This is a genomic window from Corynebacterium halotolerans (assembly GCF_050107895.1).
Taxonomy (GTDB): Bacteria; Actinomycetota; Actinomycetes; order Mycobacteriales; family Mycobacteriaceae; genus Corynebacterium; species Corynebacterium halotolerans_B.
Genome location: NZ_JBNILW010000002.1, coordinates 22,176 through 45,526, shown reverse-complemented (window position 1 = coordinate 45,526; position 23,351 = coordinate 22,176). Strand labels below are relative to the sequence as shown.

At 66.5% G+C, this 23,351-nt stretch carries 20 protein-coding genes; 13 read left to right on the top strand and 7 right to left on the bottom strand.

The genetic code is table 11. The features are described from left to right. Positions 1 to 249 precede the first annotated feature (249 nt). Positions 250 to 1,689, top strand: a complete 1,440-nt coding sequence (purB, locus tag ACQCVD_RS02530) for an adenylosuccinate lyase (RefSeq protein WP_426822130.1) — start codon at positions 250 to 252, stop codon at positions 1,687 to 1,689. A 97-nt stretch (positions 1,690 to 1,786) separates the two neighbouring features. Here the strand turns inward: purB and ACQCVD_RS02525 are convergent, their stop codons facing one another. After that, entirely contained in the window at positions 1,787 to 2,197 is a 411-nt protein-coding gene (locus ACQCVD_RS02525; protein WP_426822129.1) for a hypothetical protein, read from the bottom strand. A 207-nt stretch (positions 2,198 to 2,404) separates the two neighbouring features. Between ACQCVD_RS02525 and ACQCVD_RS02520 the strand changes: the two genes are divergently transcribed. The 4 genes from ACQCVD_RS02520 (at position 2,405) to ACQCVD_RS02505 (ending at position 7,059) form a co-directional block, all read left to right on the top strand. After that, the gene (locus ACQCVD_RS02520) at positions 2,405 to 3,298 is read left to right on the top strand and encodes a phosphoribosylaminoimidazolesuccinocarboxamide synthase (RefSeq protein ID WP_426822128.1); all 894 of its coding nucleotides are present in this window, start codon (positions 2,405 to 2,407) and stop codon (positions 3,296 to 3,298) included. 163 nt (positions 3,299 to 3,461) lie between these two features. After that, on the top strand, positions 3,462 to 5,621 hold the full coding sequence (locus tag ACQCVD_RS02515; RefSeq protein ID WP_426822127.1) for a S9 family peptidase: 2,160 nt from the start codon (positions 3,462 to 3,464) through the stop codon (positions 5,619 to 5,621). 187 nt (positions 5,622 to 5,808) lie between these two features. After that, entirely contained in the window at positions 5,809 to 6,489 is a 681-nt protein-coding gene (locus ACQCVD_RS02510) for a DUF2334 domain-containing protein (protein ID WP_426822126.1), read from the top strand. Positions 6,490 to 6,543: 54 nt separating this feature from the next. Beyond that, positions 6,544 to 7,059: a glutathione peroxidase gene (locus ACQCVD_RS02505; RefSeq protein ID WP_426822125.1), complete on the top strand. Its 516-nt coding sequence runs from the start codon at positions 6,544 to 6,546 to the stop codon at positions 7,057 to 7,059. 91 nt (positions 7,060 to 7,150) lie between these two features. Here the strand turns inward: ACQCVD_RS02505 and ACQCVD_RS02500 are convergent, their stop codons facing one another. Beyond that, positions 7,151 to 10,219 carry an ExeM/NucH family extracellular endonuclease gene (locus ACQCVD_RS02500; protein ID WP_426822124.1) on the bottom strand — a complete coding sequence of 1,023 codons (3,069 nt, stop codon included), beginning with the start codon at positions 10,217 to 10,219 and terminating at the stop codon, positions 7,151 to 7,153. Positions 10,220 to 10,587: 368 nt separating this feature from the next. Between ACQCVD_RS02500 and purS the strand changes: the two genes are divergently transcribed. The 4 genes from purS to trhA all read left to right on the top strand — a co-directional run bounded on the left by purS (position 10,588) and on the right by trhA (position 14,819). Further along, positions 10,588 to 10,833 carry a phosphoribosylformylglycinamidine synthase subunit PurS gene (gene purS / locus ACQCVD_RS02495; protein ID WP_426822123.1) on the top strand — a complete coding sequence of 82 codons (246 nt, stop codon included), beginning with the start codon at positions 10,588 to 10,590 and terminating at the stop codon, positions 10,831 to 10,833. Continuing rightward, complete coding sequence (gene purQ / locus ACQCVD_RS02490; RefSeq protein WP_426822122.1) at positions 10,830 to 11,513, top strand: phosphoribosylformylglycinamidine synthase subunit PurQ; 684 nt, start codon at positions 10,830 to 10,832, stop codon at positions 11,511 to 11,513. The genes purS and purQ overlap by 4 nt, the downstream gene beginning before the upstream one ends. Before the next feature lie 11 nt (positions 11,514 to 11,524). After that, entirely contained in the window at positions 11,525 to 13,813 is a 2,289-nt protein-coding gene (purL, locus tag ACQCVD_RS02485; RefSeq protein ID WP_426822120.1) for a phosphoribosylformylglycinamidine synthase subunit PurL, read from the top strand. Between the two features lie 244 nt (positions 13,814 to 14,057). Then, positions 14,058 to 14,819 (top strand): PAQR family membrane homeostasis protein TrhA, encoded by a 762-nt coding sequence (trhA, locus tag ACQCVD_RS02480; protein ID WP_426822119.1) that lies wholly within the window; start codon positions 14,058 to 14,060, stop codon positions 14,817 to 14,819. Positions 14,820 to 15,000: 181 nt separating this feature from the next. Here the strand turns inward: trhA and ACQCVD_RS02475 are convergent, their stop codons facing one another. Both ACQCVD_RS02475 and ACQCVD_RS02470 read right to left on the bottom strand, forming a co-directional pair. Continuing rightward, the gene (locus ACQCVD_RS02475) at positions 15,001 to 15,399 is read right to left on the bottom strand and encodes a hypothetical protein (RefSeq protein ID WP_426822118.1); all 399 of its coding nucleotides are present in this window, start codon (positions 15,397 to 15,399) and stop codon (positions 15,001 to 15,003) included. Positions 15,400 to 15,495: 96 nt separating this feature from the next. Next, positions 15,496 to 16,488: an acyl-CoA thioesterase gene (locus ACQCVD_RS02470; RefSeq protein WP_426822117.1), complete on the bottom strand. Its 993-nt coding sequence runs from the start codon at positions 16,486 to 16,488 to the stop codon at positions 15,496 to 15,498. A 101-nt stretch (positions 16,489 to 16,589) separates the two neighbouring features. On the opposite strand from ACQCVD_RS02470, the gene ACQCVD_RS02465 reads away from it, so the two are divergent. Genes ACQCVD_RS02465 through purM form a run of 3 tightly spaced genes read left to right on the top strand, consistent with a single transcriptional unit; the run spans position 16,590 to position 19,632 of the window. Next, entirely contained in the window at positions 16,590 to 16,973 is a 384-nt protein-coding gene (locus tag ACQCVD_RS02465) for a sterol carrier family protein (RefSeq protein WP_426822116.1), read from the top strand. A gap of 51 nt (positions 16,974 to 17,024) precedes the next feature. Further along, positions 17,025 to 18,521, top strand: a complete 1,497-nt coding sequence (purF, locus tag ACQCVD_RS02460; protein ID WP_426822115.1) for an amidophosphoribosyltransferase — start codon at positions 17,025 to 17,027, stop codon at positions 18,519 to 18,521. Between the two features lie 43 nt (positions 18,522 to 18,564). Continuing rightward, positions 18,565 to 19,632, top strand: coding sequence for a phosphoribosylformylglycinamidine cyclo-ligase (gene purM, locus ACQCVD_RS02455; RefSeq protein ID WP_426822114.1), 1,068 nt, complete (start codon positions 18,565 to 18,567; stop codon positions 19,630 to 19,632). A 206-nt stretch (positions 19,633 to 19,838) separates the two neighbouring features. On the opposite strand, the gene ACQCVD_RS02450 is transcribed toward purM, so the two are convergent. Further along, positions 19,839 to 20,078 (bottom strand): DUF3073 domain-containing protein, encoded by a 240-nt coding sequence (locus ACQCVD_RS02450; protein WP_426822113.1) that lies wholly within the window; start codon positions 20,076 to 20,078, stop codon positions 19,839 to 19,841. 366 nt (positions 20,079 to 20,444) lie between these two features. Further along, complete coding sequence (locus tag ACQCVD_RS02445; RefSeq protein ID WP_426822380.1) at positions 20,445 to 21,491, bottom strand: YgfZ/GcvT domain-containing protein; 1,047 nt, start codon at positions 21,489 to 21,491, stop codon at positions 20,445 to 20,447. Between the two features lie 130 nt (positions 21,492 to 21,621). On the opposite strand from ACQCVD_RS02445, the gene ACQCVD_RS02440 reads away from it, so the two are divergent. Next, positions 21,622 to 22,557 carry an aminodeoxychorismate lyase gene (locus tag ACQCVD_RS02440; protein WP_426822112.1) on the top strand — a complete coding sequence of 312 codons (936 nt, stop codon included), beginning with the start codon at positions 21,622 to 21,624 and terminating at the stop codon, positions 22,555 to 22,557. A gap of 22 nt (positions 22,558 to 22,579) precedes the next feature. Here ACQCVD_RS02440 and ACQCVD_RS02435 read toward each other — a convergent pair whose 3' ends face one another. Further along, positions 22,580 to 23,311, bottom strand: coding sequence for an FABP family protein (locus tag ACQCVD_RS02435; RefSeq protein WP_426822111.1), 732 nt, complete (start codon positions 23,309 to 23,311; stop codon positions 22,580 to 22,582). Positions 23,312 to 23,351 lie beyond the last annotated feature (40 nt).

Below are 23,351 nucleotides of genomic sequence, written 5' to 3'. Positions count from 1 at the left end.
TGGACCTCAAGGTGACGGGCGCCCCGTCTTCCGTGGTTCCTACACGGGACTGTTCAAGCACTTCCTCGACCTGCTCGACCAGTACGTCCCGGCCACCAAGGCCGTCCTGCTCCCCGCTACGGGCGGAGTCACCCTGCCAAACCAAGGTCTACTCGCGCAGCGAAATCGCCGGGCGGGACCTCGACCCGCGTCTGGAATTTCTGGCCATGCAGCCGGTGACGGGGGAGGGACCGCCCCGCTAATGCGATAATGGGCAACGTGGCTGAGAAAAAGAAGATCGCGAATGTCCTGTCCTCCCGTTACGCCTCCCCGCTCCTGGCCGAACTCTGGAGCCCCGAGGCGAAGATCGTCCTGGAGCGCCAGCTCTGGATCGCCGTGATGAAGGCCCAGAGGGGTCTGGGGGTGGAGATCCCCGCCGAGGCGATCGCGGCGTACGAGAAGGTCACCGACCAGGTGGACCTGGGCTCCATCGCCGAGCGGGAGAAGATCACCCGGCATGATGTGAAGGCACGCATCGAGGAATTCAATGCGCTGGCCGGGCACGAGCACATCCACAAGGGCATGACCTCCCGTGACCTCACCGAAAACGTCGAGCAGCTGCAGATCTTCCGCTCCCTGGAGCTGATCCGTGACAAGGCCGTCGCCGTCATCGCCCGGCTCGGCGAGCACGCCCGGGACTACCAGCACACCGTCATGGCCGGCCGCTCCCACAACGTGGCCGCCCAGGCCACCACCCTGGGTAAGCGCTTCGCCTCTGCAGCCGATGAGATGCTCGTCGGTGTCGAACGGGTGGAGAACCTGCTCTCCCGCTACCCGCTGCGTGGCATCAAGGGACCCATGGGCACCAGCCAGGACATGCTCGACCTGATGGACGGCAACGAGTCCAAGCTGGCCTCCCTGGAGACCTCCATCGCGGACCACCTCGGATTCACCCGGACCTTCGACTCCGTCGGCCAGATCTACCCCCGTTCCCTGGACTTCGACGCCGTCTCCGCGCTCGTCCAGCTCGGCGCCGGCCCCTCCTCGCTCTCCCACACGATCCGTCTGATGGCGGGCAATGAGACCGTCACGGAGGGCTTCAAGGAGGGTCAGGTCGGCTCATCGGCGATGCCGCACAAGATGAACGCCCGCTCCTGTGAGCGGGTCGGTGGCCTGCAGGTGATCCTGCGCGGCTACCTGACCATGGTCGCTGACCTGTCCGGCCAGCAGTGGAATGAAGGCGACGTCTTCTGCTCCGTCATTCGCCGGGTGGCCCTGCCCGACGCCTTCTTCGCCATCGACGGCATGTTCGAGACCTTCCTCACCGTCCTCGACGAGTTCGGCGCCTTCCCCGCCATGATCGACCGGGAGCTGGAGCGTTACCTGCCCTTCCTGGCCACCACCCGCATCCTCATGGCCGCGGTGCGCGCCGGGGTCGGCCGGGAGACCGCCCACGAGGTGATCAAGGAGAACGCGGTGGCTGTCGCCCTGAACATGCGTGAGAACGGCGGCGAGCAGGACCTGGTGGAACGCTTGGCCGCGGATGACCGGCTGCCGCTGGGCAAGGCGGACCTGGACCGTGCCCTGGCGGACAAGAAGGCCTTTATCGGCGCCGCTGAATCCCAGGTCTCCCGCGTCCTGGTCAAGATCCAGGACCTCGTCAACAACCACCCGGAGGCGGCACGCTACGCCCCGGAGGAGATTCTGTAGGCGGCACCGAAAACACGGAGACGGGAACACCCCGGTGGGATCCGCATCTGGACCCCACCGGGGTGGCTGCATCTGGACCCCACCGGGGTGGCTGCATCTAGAGCCCGTCCACGAGCTGTTTCGCCTCGACCAGCCCCAGCTGCGGGTGGGCCGACCGCAACTGACGCACCGCAGTGACCAGGCCATCCTGCTCCCGGGTGACACGGAGTTTGTCCCGCTCGGCGGGGTCCAGCGGGAGTGGACGCCCCGTGTCCCGGCGCGAGCGAAAACCGGTGACCGCCGACACCAGCGACAGGGCGACGCAGAGGTAGCCGACCACCGCGAGAAACGAGGCGGGTGAGTCGGCGGTGGCGATCAGCAGACCCCCGACGACCACCAACATCGTGGCCGTGTCCAGCAGACTGGTACGCCTGGTCCTTCCTTCCGGGACGGTGGACGATGACGAACGGTGGGCGGTGACGAACGCTGGACGATGACGTGCCCTGACGAACCACGCGCTGGCCAGCACGAACACCCGGAGGTTAGCACGCTGCCGCAGACCCCCGTCCGCGATGGTGGAACCTCCTGAGAGGGAGGGGTTTCGGGAGGTCAGGAAGGGGAATGCCGCCGAGGCGGCCGGTCCCCGGGTGCCGGGAAACGCCTCTCCGCGCGGCGCGCGCAGGAGGGGGAACCGCGAGTTCGCGGAACCGGGAGGGGAGGGCTAAACTTTCTTCCCATGCGTCCAGAATTGTCTGATTACCAGCACCTTTCCGCCGGTAAAGTGCGAGAAATCTATGAGATCGATGATGAGACCCTGCTCATGGTCGTCTCGGATCGGATCTCGGCCTACGACCACATCCTCGACACGGAAATTCCGGACAAGGGCCGCATCCTCACCGCGATGAGCGTCTATTTCTTTGATGTTCTGGGTATGCCGAACCACCTCGCCGGACCCGTCGACGATCCGCGGATCCCGGAGGAGGTCCTCGGGCGCGCACTGGTGTGCAAGAAGCTGAAGATGCTGCCTTTCGAGTGCGTCGCCCGCGGCTATCTCACCGGCTCCGGACTGGTCGAGTACCGCGAGCAGGGTACCGTCTGCGGCATCGAGCTGCCCGCCGGCCTGACCGAGGCCTCGAAGCTGGCCGAACCGATCTTCACTCCGGCCACGAAGGCGGAGCAGGGCGACCACGATGAAAACGTCTCCTTTGACGTCGTCGTCGACAAGCTCGGCCAGGCCCGGGCAGAGGAACTGCGCGAGACCACCCTGCGCATCTATTCCGAGGCCGCGAAGATGGCGGAGGACAAGGGCGTGATCCTCGCCGACACCAAGTTCGAGTTCGGGCTGGACGAGGACGGCACGCTGGTGCTCGCCGATGAGGTGCTGACCCCGGACTCCTCCCGCTACTGGCCGGCCGAGACCTACGAGGAGGGCAAGGTCCAGCCCAGTTTCGACAAGCAGTACGTGCGTAACTGGCTGACCGGCCCGAAGTCCGGTTGGGACAAGAGCTCCGATACTCCGCCGCCGGCGCTGCCGGGCTCCGTCGTCGAAGCCACCCGCGAACGTTATGTGGAGGCCTACGAGCGGATCTCCGGCAAGAAGTTCGCCGACTGGCTCGGCAGCTGCGTCTAAACCGGCTTCAGCTCAACACCGCCGTGGGGTCCCCCGGTGGTGGTTCGCCCCCACGCTGACACCGGTGGTTAAACGGGGCAGGGAACGCCCGGCAGGGCTCGCGCGGTCGCGATGAGCGGGTGAGCGCAACCGATGTCCGCCCCGGCGGTTAGCATCGGAAGACATGTCCCCAGATGAGCTGAACCAGAATCCCGGCACCCCGGAAGTCACTCCGCCGGTCGCCCCGAAACACCCCGTCACCCGCACCCACCACGGCATCGACTTCGTGGACGATTATGAATGGCTGCGGGACAAGACGTCACCGGAGACGATCGACTACCTCACCGCCGAAAACGATTACACCGAGGCCAACACCGCCCACCTGGCGCAGCTGCGGGAGAACATCTACACCGAGATCAAGTCCCGGGTGCAGGAGACCGACATGTCGGTGCCCACCCGCGCCGGCGACTACTGGTACTACGGCCGCACGCTCGAAGGCAAGAGCTACGGAATCTCCTGCCGCATCCCGGTCTCCCATACCGACGACCCGTGGATCCCGCCCGTGATCCCGGAGGGGGAGCAGGCGCCCGGGGAGCAGGTTCTCCTCGATCTCAATGAACTGGCCGAGGGACACGAGTTCTTCTCCCTCGGTGCCTCGAGCGTGACCACCTCCGGGCGCTATCTGGCCTACTCGGTGGACACGATGGGCGACGAGCGCTTCACCCTGCAGATCAAGGATCTGGCCACCGGCGAGCTACTGGCCGACCGCCTGGTGGGGATCTTCTACGGGGCCACCTGGGCGGGCGAGGACTACCTGTTCTACCAGCTGGTGGATGAGGCCTGGCGGCCGGACTCCGTGTGGCGGCACAAGATCGGCACTGACCAGTCCGAGGACGTCCGGGTCTTCCACGAGCCGGACGCGAAGTTCAACACCGGTGTGGGCACCACCCGCTCCGAGAAGTACCTGATGATCTTCTCCGAATCCAAGATCACCTCCGAGGCCTGGGTGCTGGAGCTGGATGACCCGACGGGCCAGTTCCGCCGCCTCTGGGAGCGGGAGACGGGCGTGGAGTACATGGTGGACCACGCGGTGATTGGCGGCGAGGACCGCTGGGTGGTGGTCCACAACGCCACCGGGCCGAACGCGGCGATCGGGGAGTGCGCGGCAGTGAGCGGTGAGGACCTGCCGAAGCTGACCGAACTCACGGAGCTGATCGCCCACCGGGATGACGTGCGCATCGAGGGCGTGGACACCTTCCGGGACTTCATCGTCGCCGCCTACCGTTCGGAGGCGATCGGCAAGCTCGCCGTGATGAACCTGCCGGAGACCGGCTACGGAGAGTTCTCGGAACTGGACTTCGATGAAGAGCTCTACACCGCCGGTTCCCTGGGGAACCCGGAGTGGGACGCGCCCGTCATCCGCATCAGCTACGGATCCTTCACCACCCCGGCCCGGCTGCTGGACTATGAGGTGGCCACCGGAAAACGCACCCTGCTCAAGGAGCAGAAGGTGCTGGGCGGCTATGACCGGGAGGACTATGTCGCCCACCGGCTGTGGACCACGGCCGCCGACGGCGCGCAGATCCCGGTCTCGATCATCCACCGCGCGGACCTGGACACCAGCGGCCCCAACCCGATGCTGCTCTACGGCTACGGCTCCTACGAGGCCAGCATGGACCCCGGCTTCTCCATCGCCCGGCTCTCGCTGCTGGACCGCGGCATGGTCTTCGCCATCGCGCACGTGCGCGGTGGCGGGGAGATGGGGCGGCTCTGGTACGACCACGGCAAGATGACCCACAAGAAGAACACCTTCACCGACTTCATCGACGTCGCCGATGACCTGATCGCCCGCGGCCTCACCGAACCCGCCAAGCTGGTCGCCGAGGGCGGTTCCGCCGGCGGCATGCTCGTGGGGGCCGTGGCGAACCTGGCTGGGGACCGCTTCACCGGCATCCAGGCGGTGGTGCCCTTCGTGGACCCGTTGACCTCCATGCTCATGCCGGAACTACCGTTGACCGTCACCGAGTGGGACGAGTGGGGCGACCCGCTGCATGACAGGGACGTCTATGAGTACATGGCCTCCTACACCCCCTATGAGAATGTTGCGGCGCAGAACTATCCGGACATCCTCGCGGTCACTTCCCTGAATGACACCCGCGTGCTCTATGTGGAACCGGCGAAGTGGATCGCCAAGCTCCGCGAGACCGCAACCGGCGGCACGTTCCTGCTCAAGACGGAGATGTCTGCCGGACATGGTGGGGTGTCCGGGCGTTACGCCAAGTGGCGCCAGACCGCCTTCGAGTACGCCTGGACCGTTCACCAGGCCACGGGACTGACCGCGTGAGTCAGGATCGCTGGCTCCTTCTCCGCCGGTCTCCCGCCGGAACGGATGAACCGTCCGGGCACGGAACAGCTGCGCCGGCATTTCCGCCGGCACAGCATTGATGCCCCACCGGCCGGAGGGGGTGGGCGGGGACAGCCGTGGTCGCTTCGGCGCGACAGCAGCCGGGATGCGTGGGATAATCGTCCCCATGCATGGCCGTCTCCTGGTGTCGATCTCGAGCATCTTCGATGAAACCGTGTCGGCGGTCTCGGACATGCTCGACAGCCTGGACGGCCAGCGGATCCCGGTGTCACTGCTGGTGGCTCCGCATATCGACGGCAACTGGCACCTGGCCAAGGACAAGAAGGTCCGGGAGTTTCTGCTGGCGCAGCAGGAGGCCGGCAGAGCCATGCTGCTCAACGGTTTCGATCAGGCGGTGCAGGGGCGCCGGGCCGAATTTGCGAACCTGAGCAGCCATGAGGCCCGACTGCGTCTCAAGGGTGCCACCCGTCAGATGTCGCAGATCGGCTTCACCACCGATATCTTCGCCCCGCCGCGCTGGCAGCTCTCCGCGGGTACGTTGGCCGCCCTCCCGGACTTCGGGTTCCGGCTGGCGGCCTCGACGAAGGGGCTGCACGACCTGGTCCGGGATGAGTTCCACCGGGCCCGTAACCTGTCGGTGGGCGAGGGCTACGGTTCCGCCAAATGGTGGCGGCGCAATGTCATCCGCGCCGCCGAACGGGGGGCGGCCAAGGGCAACTCGATCCGCCTGTCGATCTCCGGACGCAACCTGCTCACGGAGAAGGTCGCCGAGGATTTCCTCAGGGCGGCCAACGCCGCCGTCAAGGCCGGCGCCGAACCCAGCGACTACCGTTCCCTGATCAACTGATCACGCACTGCGGGATACCGCCCACCCCGCCGCGCCGCCGTTAAGCTGGCGGGCATGACGACGATCAACGACATCGCACTCACCTACAACGACGGCTCCACCGGCAGCACCGATGACTTCCGGGGCACGTTGCTCCTGGTGGTCAACACTGCTTCCGAGTGTGGCTTCACACCGCAGTATGACGGACTCCAGAAGCTCCAGGACACGTACGGAGACCGCGGCTTTTCCGTCCTCGGCGTGCCGTGCAACCAGTTCGGCGGCCAGGAACCGGGCACCGACGCCCAGGTCGCGGACTTCTGCTCCACCAATTTCGGCGTGACGTTCCCGCTGCTGGCCAAGACGGACGTCAACGGGGCCGGCGCCCACCCGCTCTATGAGGAGCTGCGGCTGGCGCACGACACTGACGGTGAGTCGGGAGACGTGAAGTGGAACTTCGAGAAGTTCCTGGTTTCTCCCGGCGGTGAGGTGATCGGCCGGTTCCGCTCCGGAGTCGCCCCGGACGCGGTGGAGCTGCACGACCAGATCACCGCGAACCTGCCAGAGCAATCCGCGTCCCTACGCCCGCGCTGACAGCGTGCCCGGCAACCCTCAACGACTCAGAACGCAGTAGCTCCCCGGCCACGACTCATCGTGACCGGGGAGCACAACCCTGGGGCGACGACTACCGGAAGTTGTTCACCAGATTCTCGATCTGCTGACGCACCTGCGGGAAGAAGTCCCCCAGCACGCCGACGATGCCCACCATGCCGAGGGCACCGGCGGCCACGCCGAGCAGTGCCGAGAGAACGCCGCCCAGGGAGCTGCCCGCGGCGTCCTCGCCGTCGCGACCGTCCTGACCAGCGTCGCCAGGAGCACCGTCGGCGCCGGCTTCGCCGGTGACGCGGCCGAGATCGGCGGTTTCGCCGTCGGTGTAGGTGATGATGAGGTGGCCCTCGTCGTTGACCACCAGGGATTCAACACCCCGGCCTTCCGCACCGTCCGTACCATCAGCGCCGCGGACCGGGCCGAGGTTGACCACGCTGCCATCAGTCATGGTCGCCACCAGCGCGCCGTCGACCAACTCGATGGACTGGATGCCACGACCATCGGTGTCGTCCGTGTCCTGCATCGGGCCGAGATCCATGACGGTGCCGTCGGCGTACTCGACCAGCAGATGGCCGGCGTCGTCCACGGTCACGGAAACCACGCCGCTGGCCGGCGTGGGCTCACCGGGGACCCCGGCTTCACCGGCGGCGGCCAGGTTCAGGCCGACCTTGACCGGATCATGGTCGGAGGAACGGAAGGGGGAGTCGTCGTGGAAGTCGACGATGTTGTAGTTGCGGCGGGAGTACTCGAAGGCGATGGGTTCATCGGCGTTGATGTCCCAGACCTCGGCGTCGGCGACCAGCTCCATCGCCGCGTCGTTGCCGAGCGCGTGGTCCAGGGAACCCAACCGACCGTCGAACTGGTAGGTGGCCTGCCCACCGGCGTGGGACTCGTTGATGTTGGTGAAACCGCCGGTGAGCAGCGTGGCCACCGCGGTTTCCCGGGAGTAGGAGTTGAGGTCGCCGAGGATGAAGACCGGGGTGTCGGCCCAGTCCGTCTGATCGTTCAGGTGCTGCAGCAGCGCCTGGGACTGCGCGTTGCGGACATTCGGGTTGTTGCCCTGCCCGTCACCGGTGGCGGCGTCGCCCTGCACGACGGATCCCTTGGACTTGAAGTGGTTGGTCACGGCGACGAAGGTGTCGGTGCCCTCGGCGGACGGATCGGCGCCGGACGGAGCGAACTCCTGGGCCAGCGGCTGGCGGGCCACGCCGGTGAAGGCCTGGTCATCGAAGATGCGGGATTCGCCGACGGCCTGGACCTCGGCCGGCTGGTAGATGAAGGCGTTGCGGATGACATCCTCATCGGTGCCGATCTGGTCCGGGGAGGGGACGAAGTTCCACTTGTCTGCACCGGCGGCGGCGTTCAGGGCGTCGACCAGCAGGGCGAGGGCCTCGTCGCGCCGGGAGACATCGCCGGTGAGGGCGGCGGTGTTCTCGATCTCCTCGAGGGAGACCACGGAGGCGTCGAGCTCGTTGATGGCCTTGACGATCTTGGTCTGCTGATCATCGAAGGCGGACTCCGAGTAGGCACCGCGCACATCGCACCAGTTGGTGGCCACGGGAGCGCCGTAGATGTCCTCGTAGTAGCCGCAACCGGACTCGGTGTGACCCAGCGTGGTGAAGTAGTTCAGCACGTTGAAGGTGGCCACCGAGTGTTCGCCCTCGACGGCGGCCATCGCGCCCCGCTCGGCCGCGCGGGAGTCATCCCAGTTGATCGGCAGGTCGGCACCGGCGGTGTCGCCGGTGACCGGAGCGGTGGGCTGGAAGGTCCAGGCGTCGAAGGAGTAGTCCAGGACCACGGGGTTCTGGAAGTCCACCACATCGCCGGTGCGCAGTGACTTGATCGTCTGCCCGCCGTCCTGGGCGATCCACGGCAGGGGAGTCCGGGTGTCGGTCTGCAGGTAGTTGCGGGTACGGCCGTCGTCCAGGGTGATGGACTGCGCGGCCTGCTCCGCCATGAGCTGCTGAGCAGGTGACTCCGGGTCAGTGTCAGGGACGTGGGCGTCGGTCGCCTGGCGGAAGGCCTGGGTGCCCGGTGCCAACTCCACGGTGCCGAAGGTGTTCAGCTCGTAGTTGTCGGTGACGGTGTGGCCGCCGGTCGGTTGGAGCAGCATGCCCTCGTGGGCCTCGCGGACCGCGTCATCGGCCGGCAGGGTCTCGATCTCCAGGGCGGCGACGCCACCCAGGTCCTCCTCCGCCTCGGAGAAGAAGCCGGCGGAGAGCTGGGTCGCCCCGTAGTACTCGTCGGCCTCGCCGGTGACCACCAGCGACTGGCCGGCCTCCGGATAGGCCGTCGGATTCTGGCCGAGGTAGACGAAGATGCCGTCGGAGGCGTCCCCGGCGGACTTGGGTTCTTCACCGGTGCCGGCGGTCTGCAGGTAAAAGCCGTTCTTGCCGCCCTCGGCGTAGACGGCGGTGACCACGCCGTTGGTGGTCACGGTCTGGCCGTCCAGCGGGGTGGTGGCGCCGGTGCCCTGGATCTCGGCGATCGGGGTGATCTCACCGTGCTCGCCTGGGACGGCGCCACCGGTGTCGCTGTCGTCCGTGCCGCCCGATTCATTTCCGGAGTTGATCGGGCTCGGCGTGGCCGTGACGAAGTCAGCGGCGTTGTCGTCGGTGTCGACGCCGTCGGGGGCGCGCTGGACGGAGACGGCATTACTGGTCCGTGGGACCGGCGATCCCTCGGACCCAGTGGCCCCGCCCCAGCCGACGAGGTCCACGATGGCTCCGGAGGCGTCGGTGAGCTCGGCGATCGCACCGCTGCCGGAGAAGTTGAAGCCGCCGTCATTGTCGGGGGAGGGCAGGGCGGCCCCATTGCCGTTGCCGGCACTGCCCTGGATCAGGAAGTAGCCGCCGGCGGGCACCACGCCGGACAGGGTGAGTGATCCACCGGAGTTGCCCTTGGCGGACTGCTGGTCGATGACCCAGCCGGTGACGTCGATGTCCTCGTCAGTGGGGTTGTACAGTTCGACGAAGTCGTTGAGGTGGGTCGCACCGCTGTTGCCGCCGCCTCCGTAGACCTCGTTGATCACCACGTTGGTGCCGTCGGTGGCCGCGGTCGCGGTCGGGATGGCACTCAGGCTGGCGGTGGTGGCGCCGGCGACAGCCACTACCAGGGCGCGGAGCGCCGTTTTCTTGTGCTGCATGCTGCTCTCTTTTTGTGGGGACGGAATGAAAATGTCAGGCGACCGGGGCCACGCAGGGCACGATCAGATCCGCTGACGGTGGACTCCCTGCCGAATCAGCGGTGACATAGGAAAGGTCTAGGTGACGTTCAGGTTTTCCGCAGGGTGGGCAGATCAATCTCCCTGGAACTTTTCCCGTTGGTGCCCAAGAGTTCATCCGGGCGACAGCTCAACGAGTCCTCAGGTTCACCCGTTAACGGGCGGGTGAAGCGTCATTACCTGCCCAAAACCACTCCGGGTGGGTTTGCTTTGGTGTAGATAGGTTCACCACGACCCACAAGCTAGACTGTGTACCGGCACAATCCGGCGAATTGTTAAGGGAGCACATCGTGGCCCGAGTAGTTGTCAATGTCATGCCGAAGGCAGAGATCCTGGATCCTCAGGGGCAGGCGGTCGTCCGCGCCCTGGGCCGCATCGGGGTCGAGGGCGTCTCGGACGTCCGCCAGGGCAAGCGTTTCGAGCTGGAGGTCGATGACTCCGTCAGCGAGGCGGAACTGACCCGCGTGGCCGAAACCCTCCTGGCGAACACCGTCATCGAGGATTTCGAGGTCGTCGGAGTTGAGGTCACCCAGTGAGCGCAAAGATCGGAGTAATCACCTTCCCCGGCACGCTTGACGATGTCGACGCCTCCCGCGCCGTCCGTCTGGCCGGTGCCGAGGCCGTGAGCCTCTGGCACGCCGACGCCGACCTGAAGGGCGTCGACGCGGTCGTCGTCCCCGGCGGCTTCTCCTATGGCGACTACCTGCGTTCCGGTGCGATCTCCGCGCTGGCGCCGGTGATGCGGACCGTGATCGACGAGGCCGGGAAGGGGATGCCGGTCCTCGGCATCTGCAACGGCTTCCAGATCCTGAGCGAGGCCGGGCTGCTGCCGGGCGCACTGACCCGCAACGAGGGGCTGCACTTCCACTGCACCGACACCTACCTTGAGGTCGTGAACACCGATACGGCATGGACCTCCGGCTATGAGGCCGGCCAGAAGATCCTGGTCCCGGCCAAGCACGGTGAAGGCCGCTTCCAGGCCGCCCAGGAGACCATCGACGAGTTGGAGGGTGAGGGCCGTGTGGTCTTCCGCTACACCGACAACTACAACGGCTCGCTCAATGCGATCGCCGGGATCACCTCGGCCAACGGTCGGGTCGTCGGTCTCATGCCGCATCCGGAGCACGCCGTGGAGACCCTGACCGGTCCCTCCACCGACGGCCTGCAGATGTTCCTGTCCGCGATGGGTGCGGTAGACGCCCCCGCGAACGTTTAAGAAGGGGAAAAATGACCGTTCACAACGACACCGTCGCCGCGGCGCAGGCGGACCCGGACCTGGACCAGCCCTACGCTGAACTGGGACTCAAGGATGACGAGTACGCGCGCATCAAGGAGATCCTCGGCCGCCGTCCCTCGGACGCCGAGCTGACCGTCTACTCCGTCATGTGGTCCGAGCACTGCTCCTACAAGTCCTCCAAGACGCACCTGCGCTACTTCGGGGAGACCACCACCCCGGAGATGGCCGAGAAGATCCTGGCCGGCATCGGCGAGAACGCCGGTGTGGTCGACATCGGGGACGGCAATGCCGTGACCTTCCGCGTCGAGTCCCACAACCACCCCTCCTACATCGAGCCCTACCAGGGCGCGGCCACCGGCGTCGGCGGCATCGTCCGCGACATCATGGCCATGGGCGCCCGCCCCATCGCCGTGATGGACCAGCTGCGTTTCGGTGCCGCGGACAACCCCGACACCCAGCGCGTACTGCCCGGCGTGGTCTCCGGCATCGGCGGCTACGGCAACTCCCTCGGCCTGCCCAACATCGGCGGCGAGACCGTCTTCGACGACTCTTACGCCGGAAACCCGCTGGTCAACGCCCTGGCCGTGGGCACGCTGAAGGTCAAGGACCTCAAGCTGGCGTTCGCTTCCGGCACCGGCAACAAGGTCATGCTCTTTGGCTCCCGCACCGGCCTCGACGGCATCGGTGGTGTGTCCGTGCTGGCCTCCGAGACCTTCGAGGAGGGCGCGGAGCGCAAGCTGCCGGCCGTCCAGGTCGGCGACCCCTTCGCCGAGAAGGTCCTCATCGAGTGCTGTCTGGAGCTCTACCACGCAGGCGTGGTCGTGGGCATCCAGGACCTGGGTGGCGGCGGTCTGGCATGTGCCACCTCCGAGCTGGCTGCCGCCGGTGACGGTGGCATGCACGTCAACCTCGACGCCGTGCCGTTGCGCGCCGAGCACATGACCGCGGCGGAGATCCTGGCTTCTGAGTCCCAGGAGCGCATGTGCGCCGTGGTCACTCCGGAGAACGTGGACAAGTTCCGCGAGATCTGCGCCAAGTGGGACGTCAACTGCGCCGAGATCGGCGAAGTCACCGACGAGGAAGACCGCCTCGTGGTCACCCATAACGGTGAGATCGTGCTCGACGCACCGCCGTCGACCATCGACGACGGCCCCGTCTACGAGCGCCCCTGGGCGCGCCCGGAGTGGCAGGACGCCCTGCAGCAGGCCGGCGACGTCGCCAAGCCCGCCGGTGCGGCCGAGATCAAGCAGGCTCTGCTGGACATGATCTCCTCCCCGGCGCTGTGCTCGCGGGCGTTCATCACCGAGCAGTACGATCACTACGTGCGCGGCAACACCGTCAAGGCCCGGAACTCCGACTCCGGCGTGCTGCGCATCGATGAGGAGACCGGTCGCGGTGTGGCCGTGTCCGCCGACGCATCCGGCCGCTACACCAAGCTGGACCCGAACACCGGTGTCCGCCTGGCGCTGGCCGAGGCCTACCGCAACGTCGCCGTCACCGGCGCCCGACCGGTCGCCGTGACCAACTGCCTGAACTTCGGTTCCCCGGAGAACCCGGACGTGATGTGGCAGTTCCGTGAGGCCGTCCACGGCCTGGCCGACGGTGCGAAGGAGATGAACATCCCCGTCTCCGGGGGCAACGTCTCCTTCTACAACCAGACCGGCGAGGAGCCGATCCTCCCGACCCCGGTGGTCGGTGTCCTCGGCGTCATCGACGATGTCCACCAGGCCATCGGCCATGACCTGGGCACCGTCGCCGAGCCGGAGAAGCTCTTCCTGCTGGGCACCACCAGGGACGAGTTCGGCGGCTCCATCTGGCAGGAGGTCTCCGGCGGCGGACTGCAGGGCATGCCCCCGCAGGTCGACCTGGCCGATGAGATGAAGCTGGCGGAGTTCTTCGTCGGTAACACCGATCTCACCGCCGCGCATGACCTGTCCGAGGGTGGTCTGGCCCAGGCTGTCGTCGAGATGGCGGTGCGGGCCGACTGCGGCGTCGAGCTGGACCTGGACAACGTCTACGAGGAGCAGTTCGTGGCGCTGTTCTCCGAGTCCGCCTCCCGCGTGCTGGTGGCCACCACCGCCGATAAGGCTGACAACGTGCTGGCCCGGGCCTCCGAGCTGGACATCCCGGTCGCTGAGATCGGTGCGACCGTGGCGGAGGGGCGCGACCTGACCTGCGGTGAGGTGACTGTTCCGCTGACCGAGCTCCGCGAGGCCTGGGAGGGGACCCTCCCGCGGCTCTTCGGCCACGCTGTCGGTGCGAACTCCGTCGTGGAGTAACTGACACAGTTGTGTCAGTAATAGGGAGCCGGTGGTGAATGCCACCGGCTCCCGTCGTGTTCGTAGGCGCTCTCGCCAAGGTCCGGTGTCCGTCGCGGTGCAGGCTCCGTTCCATGGGACCCGAGGAGGACTACCATCGGTAATTGGATCGGAGTCGCTGTAAACCACCAGCTGGGTTCGCCGCGCACCGCGGCGTAGAATTTACGCGAACGTAAGTTACGGTACCGAAGGCAGAAACTTGGCAATGAAACCCACTCACCCGGCCTCCCGCGGCGGCAATCCAGAATTTGCGGACCGGGGCACCGAACCCGGCGCAGCGGAACCCTTGGTCGAACTGACCCACTGGGTCTATGACCGAGGAGAGCGTCCCACGGCGCGGGGCTGGTTCCATCTGTTCGCGGCCATCTTCAGCGTGATCGGCGGCACAGTTCTCGCCACCGTCGCCTGGATGACGATTGCGTGGTGGCAGGCGCTCGGCGTCACGGTCTACGCCGTCGGGGTGGTCGTATTGTTCGGCGTCTCCGCCGCATATCATCTGGGGCCGTGGCGCCGGAAGCGGACCGTCGACTGGTGGCGCCGGGCAGACCACGCCACGATCGCGGTGTTCATCGCCGCGACCTACACCCCCTTCTGTCTGATCGTCCTGGAGCCGGTGACCGCCGCATGGATGCTGACCATCGCATGGATCGGGGCGCTGGGCGGGGTGATCCTCAACCTGGTCTGGATCAACCATCCGCGGTGGCTCTCGGTGGTGGTGTACCTGGTCATCGGTTGGTTGATCGTGCCGTTGCTGCCGCAACTGTGGTCCAACGCCGGAACTGCGGTGGTCTGGCTCCTGCTGGTCGGCGGCATCGTCTATACCCTGGGTGCCTTCGTCTACGGCTTCCGGTGGCCGGGCCGGAATGCGCGGCGTCTGGGATACCACGAGCATTTCCACATTGCCACGATCATCGCGGCCATCATCCATCAGGTGGCTGTCTGGATGGTCGTGGTGCAGACTTCCTAGGCGGGGGAAGATTGTTGCCGCTGGAGCTCAGGGTGTGCGCAGGGGCTGATGTTGTGCGCAGCTGCGCACAAGGTACAGCGTTGGAGTGCGCACGCTGACCCTGGGTGCCGGGTGGTCTGCGCTCAGTCCCGGTCTTCGCGCAGGTTCCAGCGGGCAATTCCCCATCCGACGCCGACGATGGTCAGGGGATCATCATCCACGCCGGCCAGAAGTACTGTGACCCCTCGGTGACGGCGATGATGCCCCACACCAGCAGGTTGCTCACGAAGGCGAGCAACAGCGTCCCGAACACCACGTCCGCGGCGGTGCGTCCGCCCTTTCTGGCCCGCTTCCCGGCGGGGGTGCGTTCGGGCAGCCGCTGTCGCGGAGCCGCTTCCGGTTGCCGGGTGACCCGCTTATCCATGCTCTTCAGGTCCGTCACTGCCTGCTGCGTCGTTTCCTCGTCCGGCGCGTGGGCGATCAGTGCCAGCCTCTGGTCCAGATCCTCAAGGTCGATCCAGCCGTTGGCGAAGGCACGCTGCGCGGTGTCGAAGGCACTGCCCCTGGTGGGCGGGGAAGTGGCGCCGAAAGTAATCGACAACTGCAGTTTATCCGGCCTGTCACACAACCTCGACGCCCGCAACGAAAAGCTCCGGTGTGCGCACCTGCGCACACCGGAGCTTTTCGTTCGTCCGGTCTAATCCACGTGCCCCGGTGCGGCAGGCGAGATCAACGGTCGGGGTGAGTACTCGGAGCGCAGCTCGCGGAGGGTGTTCGCGTGCTCGGCCAGCCGTTTGTCTTCATCGGTGACCGGCGTGAACTGCCGGGCGGGCAGGGCGTTGCCGTCGATGTCCATCGCGATGTAGGAGACCGTGGCGTGGATGGCGGTCTCCAGCTCGTCGCGGCCGCGGTGGGCGTCACCGGCGCGGACGTGGATGGACATCTGCATGGACCGCTTATCCGTGCGCATCATGCGGGCGTCGACCTCGATCAGGTCACCGATCGAGATCGGCTGGTAGAAGCGGATGCCGCCCGCGTAGACGGCGACGGTGTGCTCACCGGACCACTCCATGGTGCAGGCGGCACCGGCCTCGTCGATCCACTCCATTGCGGTGCCGCCGTGGACCTTGCCACCCCAGTTGATGTCGGTCGGCTTCGCCAGGAAGCGGGTGATCAGGCGCGGGGCGTCGGAGGGACCGTCGTAGGTCTGCTTCTCCATCTCCGCCTCGATGGCCTTGCGCAGGTCGATGCGGCCGAGCGCGGCGTTGAGCACGCGGGCCTCCTCCTCATTCTCCGGCTCGAAGGAGGGGACGGCCTGGGTCTTGCCGGTGGCGGTGTCCTTGGCCACGAAGATGACCAGACAGTCGCAGGCGCGGGAGTAGATGCCCACGCGGGGGTCCGCGGACAGGACCTCGGTGACGATGTGCATGGAGGAGCGGCCGGTCATGGCTACCCGGGCGCGGACCTCGACCATGTGTCCCGACGGGATCGGCCGGGTGAAGTGGATGTGGCCGACGTAGGCGGTCACGCAGTAGGTGCCGGACCACTGGGTGGCACAGGCGTAGGCGGCCTTATCGATCCACTCCAGGACCCGTCCGCCACTGATTCCGTGGCTGCCACTCATGAGCACGTCGGTGGGCGCCGCCATGAAGCGGTGGGTCACCTTTGGCGATTTCGTCGTAGTCGTCATTAAAAGGGGGACTTCCTCAGTTGATGGTTGAAACTTTAAGCGGAGGGGTATGTGCAACACCTTACCGTCACGGCACTCACCGGTTGCCTAGAGTTGCTGGCATGAGGAAGAAGATCGATCCGGCGGCGGCCCGCGCCGCGGTCCTGGCAATCCAGGACTGGATACTGGCCCCCGACCAGCATGAGAGGCCCGCGCGGCCGCAGCTGGCAGCCGCCGTCCGGTTGACGGCCCGCACCCTGGAGGACCTGGCTCCCGGTCATTCCGTGGAGCTGCGGGTACCCCCGTTCGTGGCGGTCCAGTGCATCGAGGGGCCACGCCACACCCGCGGCACGCCGCCGAATGTGGTGGAGACAGATCCGCTGACATGGCTGCGGCTAGTAGTCGGAGCGGAGACGCTGGCTGATGCTGTCGGGGTGGAATCCTCCGGTACGCGGGCCGGGGAGGTGGGGGAGTGGTTGCCGCTCATTAGTTTGCCGCGGCAGTAGGGACTAAGATGTGGAGCCGTGGTATCAAATGACCAGCCCCAGGTAGCAACCATGACCCCTGCTGTTGATCTGGACGATCACGGTGAAACCGCCCCCCGGGAGGAGTGTGGCGTATTCGGTGTATGGGCCCCTGGTGAGGAAGTATCCAAACTCACTTATTTCGGTCTCTTCGCCCTCCAGCACCGCGGCCAGGAAGCTGCCGGGATCGCTGTGGGAGACGGCGAGCGCACCATTGTCTTCAAGGACATGGGGCTGGTCTCCCAGATTTTTGACGAGTCCAGCCTCAGCGCCCTGCAGGGTGACGTGGCCATCGGGCACACCCGTTACTCCACCGCCGGTGGCAGCCACTGGGAAAATGTCCAGCCGATGTTCCGTTCCACCAAAAACGGCACCGACATCGCCCTCGGGCACAACGGCAACCTGGTGAACTACCAGGAGCTGCTGGACGAGGCCGTCGGGAAGCAGCTGATCACCGACCTGGAGGCGGCCTCCGACACCGCGGTGATGACCGCGCTGCTGGCGGACCGGGTGGACCAGGGAATGAGCGTGATCGAGGCCGCCCGGGACGTGGCCCCCACCATGCGGGGAGCGTTCTGCCTGACCTTCACCGACGGACACACCCTCTACGCCGCCCGTGATCCCCACGGAGTCCGACCGCTGGTCCTCGGTCGGCTGGAACGCGGCTGGGTCGTCGCCTCCGAGACCTGCGCCCTCGACATCGTGGGAGCCTCTTTCGTCCGGGAGATAGAGCCGGGGGAGATGGTGGCCATCGACGAGACCGGGGTGCACACCGAGCGCTTCGCCGAGACCACCCACAAGGGTTGTGTCTTCGAGTACGTCTATCTGGCACGCCCGGACTCCGTGATCCGCGGCCGGGACGTCAACGGCACCCGTCTGGAGATCGGTCGGCGCCTGGCCCGCGAATACCCGGCCGACGGTGACATCGTGATCCCGGTGCCGGAGTCCGGCAACCCCGCGGCCGTCGGCTACGCCCAGGAGTCCGGCATCCCCTTTGCCCAGGGACTGGTCAAGAACGCCTATGTGGGCCGCACCTTCATCCAGCCCTCGCAGACCCTGCGCCAGCTCGGCATCCGGTTGAAGCTGAACCCGCTCAAGCACGTGATCGCGGGCAAGCGGCTGATCGTGGTCGATGACTCGATCGTCCGCGGCAACACCCAGCGCGCACTCATCCGCATGCTCCGGGAGGCCGGGGCGGCGGAGGTGCACGTGCGGATCGCCTCCCCGCCGGTGAAGTGGCCGTGCTTCTACGGCATCGACTTCGCCAATCCCGGGGAGCTGATCGCCAACTCCGGGGACTTCCAGAACGACGCCGAGATCGTCGATTCCGTCGCCCGTGCCATCGGCGCCGATTCGCTGGGCTTCGTCTCGATCGAGGAGATGATCGAGGCCACCGAGCAGGCGAGCGAGGAGCTGTGCACCGCCTGCTTCGACGGCCACTACGCACTGGGACTGCCGGCCGGTAACCCGAACGCGGAGATGGTGGCGAAGATGCAGTCCGGTGGCACCGTTGCCGCCGAGAGTAAGTAGAGCTGTTGTGACATATCCAGACAAGCAGAAGAAAGACACCACCATGAGCGAGAACGACGAATCCGTCTCCTACGCCGCCGCCGGCGTCAACATCGAGGCCGGTGATCGCGCGGTCGAGCTGTTCGCCCCGCTCGCCAAGAAGGCCACCCGTCCCGAGGTCCGCGGCGGTCTCGGCGGCTTCGCCGGGCTGTTCGCCCTCGGCAAGTACAAGGAGCCGCTGCTGGCAGCCGGTTCCGACGGTGTGGGCACCAAGCTGGTCATCGCCCAGAAGATGGACAAGCACGACACCATCGGCATCGACCTGGTCGCCATGTGCGTCGACGACCTGGTCGTCTGCGGCGCCGAGCCGCTGTTCCTGCAGGACTACATCGCCGTCGGCAAGGTCGTGCCGGAGCATGTCGCGGAGATCGTGTCCGGCATCGCGGAGGGCTGTGTCCAGGCCGGTGCCGCGCTGCTCGGCGGCGAGACCGCTGAGCACCCCGGCGTGATGGCCGAGGGGGACTACGACATCTCCGCCACCGCGGTCGGTGTCGTCGAGGCGGATGAGCTGCTCGGCCCCGACCGTGTCCGCTCCGGCGACGTCATCATCGGCATGGCGTCCTCTGGTCTGCACTCCAACGGCTACTCCCTGGCCCGCCACGTCCTGCTGGAGAAGGCAGGGCTGCCGCTGGACGGCTACATGGAGGAGTTCGAGCGCACCCTGGGTGAGGAGCTGCTGGAGCCCACCCGCATCTACGCCAAGGACTGCCTGGCGCTGGCTGCGGAGTGCGAGGTCCACACCTTCTGCCACGTGACCGGTGGCGGCCTGGCCGGCAACATGGAGCGCATCGTCCCCGAGGGGCTTGTCGCCGAGATGTCCCGCAACACCTGGACCCCGCCGCAGATCTTCCGCACCATCCAGTCCCTGGGCAAGGTTCCCCAGGAGGAGATGGACAAGACCTTCAACATGGGGGTCGGCATGGTCGCGGTGGTCTCCCCGCAGGACCGCGACCGGGCCCTGGCGATGCTGACCGCCCGCCACATCGACGCCTGGGAGCTCGGCACCGTCCGCAACACCCGCGACGGGGAGGACTCCGGCGTCGTGCTCGACGGCACCCACCCCGGATACTGACCGTCACCCACCCCGGCTACGGCCGGGGCGACCGGCCGCCGGTTGTGCCCGCCCAGGGGCGGGTGAGCCGGCAAACATGGGCTGGGACGCGTTGACGACGGAAACAAAACACCCGCCGTTTCGCTCGCCAGGAATAACGGCGGGAAATCGGCGGGTGAACAGCTCAAGTACAGTTCGAGCTGTTTAGCCCAGATGGTGAGCCGGGATCAATTGGCCCGTTGCCGGTCCTCATAATCCTCAAAGTCCTCATCGTCATAGTCCGCGTAATCCGCGTACCGTTCGGCGAGATCCTCATAGTCATCATCATCGGGGCCATCCTCAAAGGAACGCTGAGGTTTTTGGCTAGCCAGCTCCCGCTGGAGCGAGTCCAGATCCATTTCAGGAGTGCTGTACTTCAACTGACGAGCAACCTTGGCCTGTTTTGCCTTCGCGCGACCGCGACCCATGGCCTGACCCCCTTGGAGTTAACGGGACGATCCAGGGAATTCGGATGCCCCATCGGCTTTTCATTCGTGTGTATTCCTGATGACAGGATAGCCCTTCAGACGCGAAAAGTCCGCCTCGGCCGTGTGACCTTGGCCTTGTCGGACAAATTTCGGCGCGATGAAGTGCCGCGGAAACTATTTGCCATCACGGCGAAGCGGACCGTTGCACTTGGTAAACACAGCTCATGAATGCCACCCCAACGATGTCTCATGCCACCCTGGGGACCCGTTGTCAGATAGCGGGGGACGGGACGGCCTACCCCATGTCAGGGGTGGGCCTGGGAGGAGGTGAGGGTATCCGGTTCCCAGGCCCTCCGAGGGCGTTGCTCAGCGGCCCCGCAACTTGTTGATGGCCGCGCGGCCAGCCTTGTCTCCCTCGTCGGCGGGGATCGAAGCGGCGTCGACGGCGGCTGCCACCATCCCGATGTTCAGCTCGCCGACATCGAGTGCGCTGCGCTTGACCAGCCCGAGGGCGATGGGGCCGTAGTCGCAGTCGTGCACCACCGTTCCCAGTCGGCCGACCTTGCGGCCCCCGTACTCGATCTGCTCCCCGGTGGCAGGCTCCTGGGGGGCGGAACCGTCCAGTTGCAGCAGCACCAGCAGGCGCGGGGAACGACCGAGGTTTTCCACCCGGGCGACGGTCTCCTGGCCGCGGTAGCAGCCCTTCTCCAGGTGGACCGCCCCCGGCCGGTCATCACGGCCGATCCACTGCGGCACTTCGTGGGGGATGGACTTGTCATCGAGGTCCGTGTCCTTTTCCGGCTCGCCGGCCTTGACCCGCTCGGCCGTGTAGGCCATCAGCCCCGTCAGCTGCGCACCGGCGTCGGTCAGCTTGTCGACGGCCGCGTCCAACTGCTCCCGCTCCACTGCGATGTCGCGGCGCTGTGGGCCTCGCCAGTCCACCTCCCGTATGAACGCCGGCGACAGCTCCTCGGGGAGTGACACCCCTCCGCCGAGGAGGGTGAGCACGCCCAGGTCGGTTTCGCTGACCTCGACTTCGGACCAGAAGACCATCTTCTGCAGGAAGTCCAGGAAAGTGCCGGCCTGGGAGGCTGGCAGGTCGAGGTAGAAGACGCCGTCCGTGTACGCCACGTCGGCATGGTGGAGGATCCGCCCCTGGATGTCCAGGTCGAGCGCGGAAGCGCCGAAGCCGTCGGGGACGTCATCCAGTTTTTGGGAGAGCAGGTTGTTCAGGAACTCCGGTGCATCCGCCCCCGCTACCCTGATGACCTTCCGGTGGGAACGGTCGACGATGCCGGTGGTGGTCATCAGGGCGCGTTGTTCATTGAGCGGAGCACCGTAGTGCCACGCGACTCCTTCGGAATCGACGGCCGCGGCGCCGCCCTGTGCGGCGGCGGCCCCCGGACGCGACATCAGCGGGGAAATGTACCCGGTGCCTTTCTCGGTGGTCTCGGTGTTCCCGGTCGTCTCCGAGTTGTTCAGCTCAGGTGTATCAGTAGCCACACCTCGATGTTAGCCCGAGTTTTGGGGGATAATCCATGTCATGCCCAATCGTCCCGCCTCTCCCGTCATCATCGTCGTCGAACCCTTCGGTGGTTCCACCCGGCGCCACAACCCCTCTCTACCCCTCGTGTACTGGGACGATGCTGCCGTGACCCGGGGAGATGGTGTCTTCGAGACCCTGTTGCTCCGCAATGGCCGCGCCGCCAATCTGGAACGTCACCTGGACCGCTTCGTGGCCTCGGCGAAGCTGATGGGGCTGCCGGTTCCCGACGCACAGGTCTGGCGGAAAGCCACCGCAGAGGCCGTGGACGCCTGGTACGAAGATAATGACGGTGACGCGAAATGCGGGTGGACCCTGACACGCGGGCGGGAAGCCACCGGAATCCCCTCCGCCTGGATCACCGTCCGGCCAGTGGGGGATGAGCAGTTGAGGCAACGGGAGAAGGGCGTGAAGGTGATGACCGCGGCCCGGGGCTACAGCATTGACGCCGCGTTGCCCGGCGTGGAAAAGGTCACCACCGGAGAAATCGGGGAGAAGACGGCCCGTAATCCCGCACCCTGGCTGACGGTGGGTGCGAAGACCCTGAACTACGCCGCGAACATGGCCGCCCTGCGCTATGCGAGGAAGAACGGTTTCGACGACGTGATTTACGTGGATGAGGGGCGGGTGCTGGAGGGGGCGACCTCCACCGTGGTCATCGTGAAGAAGGGAAACCGGTTGCGGACCCCGCCGCCGGGCGGGGACATCCTGCCCGGCACCACGCAGGCCGCCCTCTTCGAGTACGCGCAGCGGCACGGCTGGCGATGCAAGGAAAAGGAACTCGGCGTTGACGATCTCGTCACCGCCGAGTCGGTGTGGTTGGTGAGCTCGGTGCGGATCGCAGCCCGGGTGACCCGTCTCAATGAGGTCAAGCTGCCGGCACCGCACAACGAGGCTGAGGTGCGCCAGCTCATCACCGCCGCCCTAGAGACCTGAGAACCGGCGGTCGGGACGTGGGTTATCCCGCGACCCGCTTGAGCTGGGCGGACATCCGCGGCCGCATCTCGCCGTCGACCAGGCGCTCATCCACCCAGCCGAGATCGTTGTTGGGCATCAGACCGAACAGCCGCTTGCCGGGGCCGAGGGAGTCGGGTCCGGAGGCGGTGACCATCGTGGAGGCGGCCTCCAGCTCCCACGCCCGTTCGTTGACAGGCTGACCGTAGAAGATCTCCACCACGCCGGTGGAGTGGTTGCAGATGAACTCGATTTCGTCCTTGAGGTCGATCCGCCAGAATCCGCTCTCGCGCTGGTCCGGGCCGACGGCTTCCCCGTTGTCGTCCAGCTTCCAGATGCGGGACTCATAGCTCAGGTAGTTCTCGCCGTCGTGGGAGAACACGATCTGCTGGCCGAAGGTGTACTGGCCGTCCACCGCGGTGTCGGCCTGGCCCTCGCCGCGCCACACTCCGACCAGGGGCAGGAGCGCCAACAGACCGTCGTGCAGGCTCGGGCCCTGCCGCAGGTTGGCGGTGTCGTCCGGGATGGGGAGCTCATCGGGTAGGGGAATGTTGCGGTGGGCGGTGTTCTTGGACTGCTCCGCGGCCAGGTTGACCGCGTCGCTGCCGCTGACGGATGCCTCGGACTGCGGGGTGTTCGGGTTGTTCGGCTCGGACGAGGGGCCGGAAGCTGCCGCAGCGTCACCGGGGGTGTCCACGGGGTACTCGCCGGAGGGGTTGGTGTTGTCTTCACTCATGCCCTGAATCCTAGTGGGGCCGCCGCCATCCTGGTGGGGG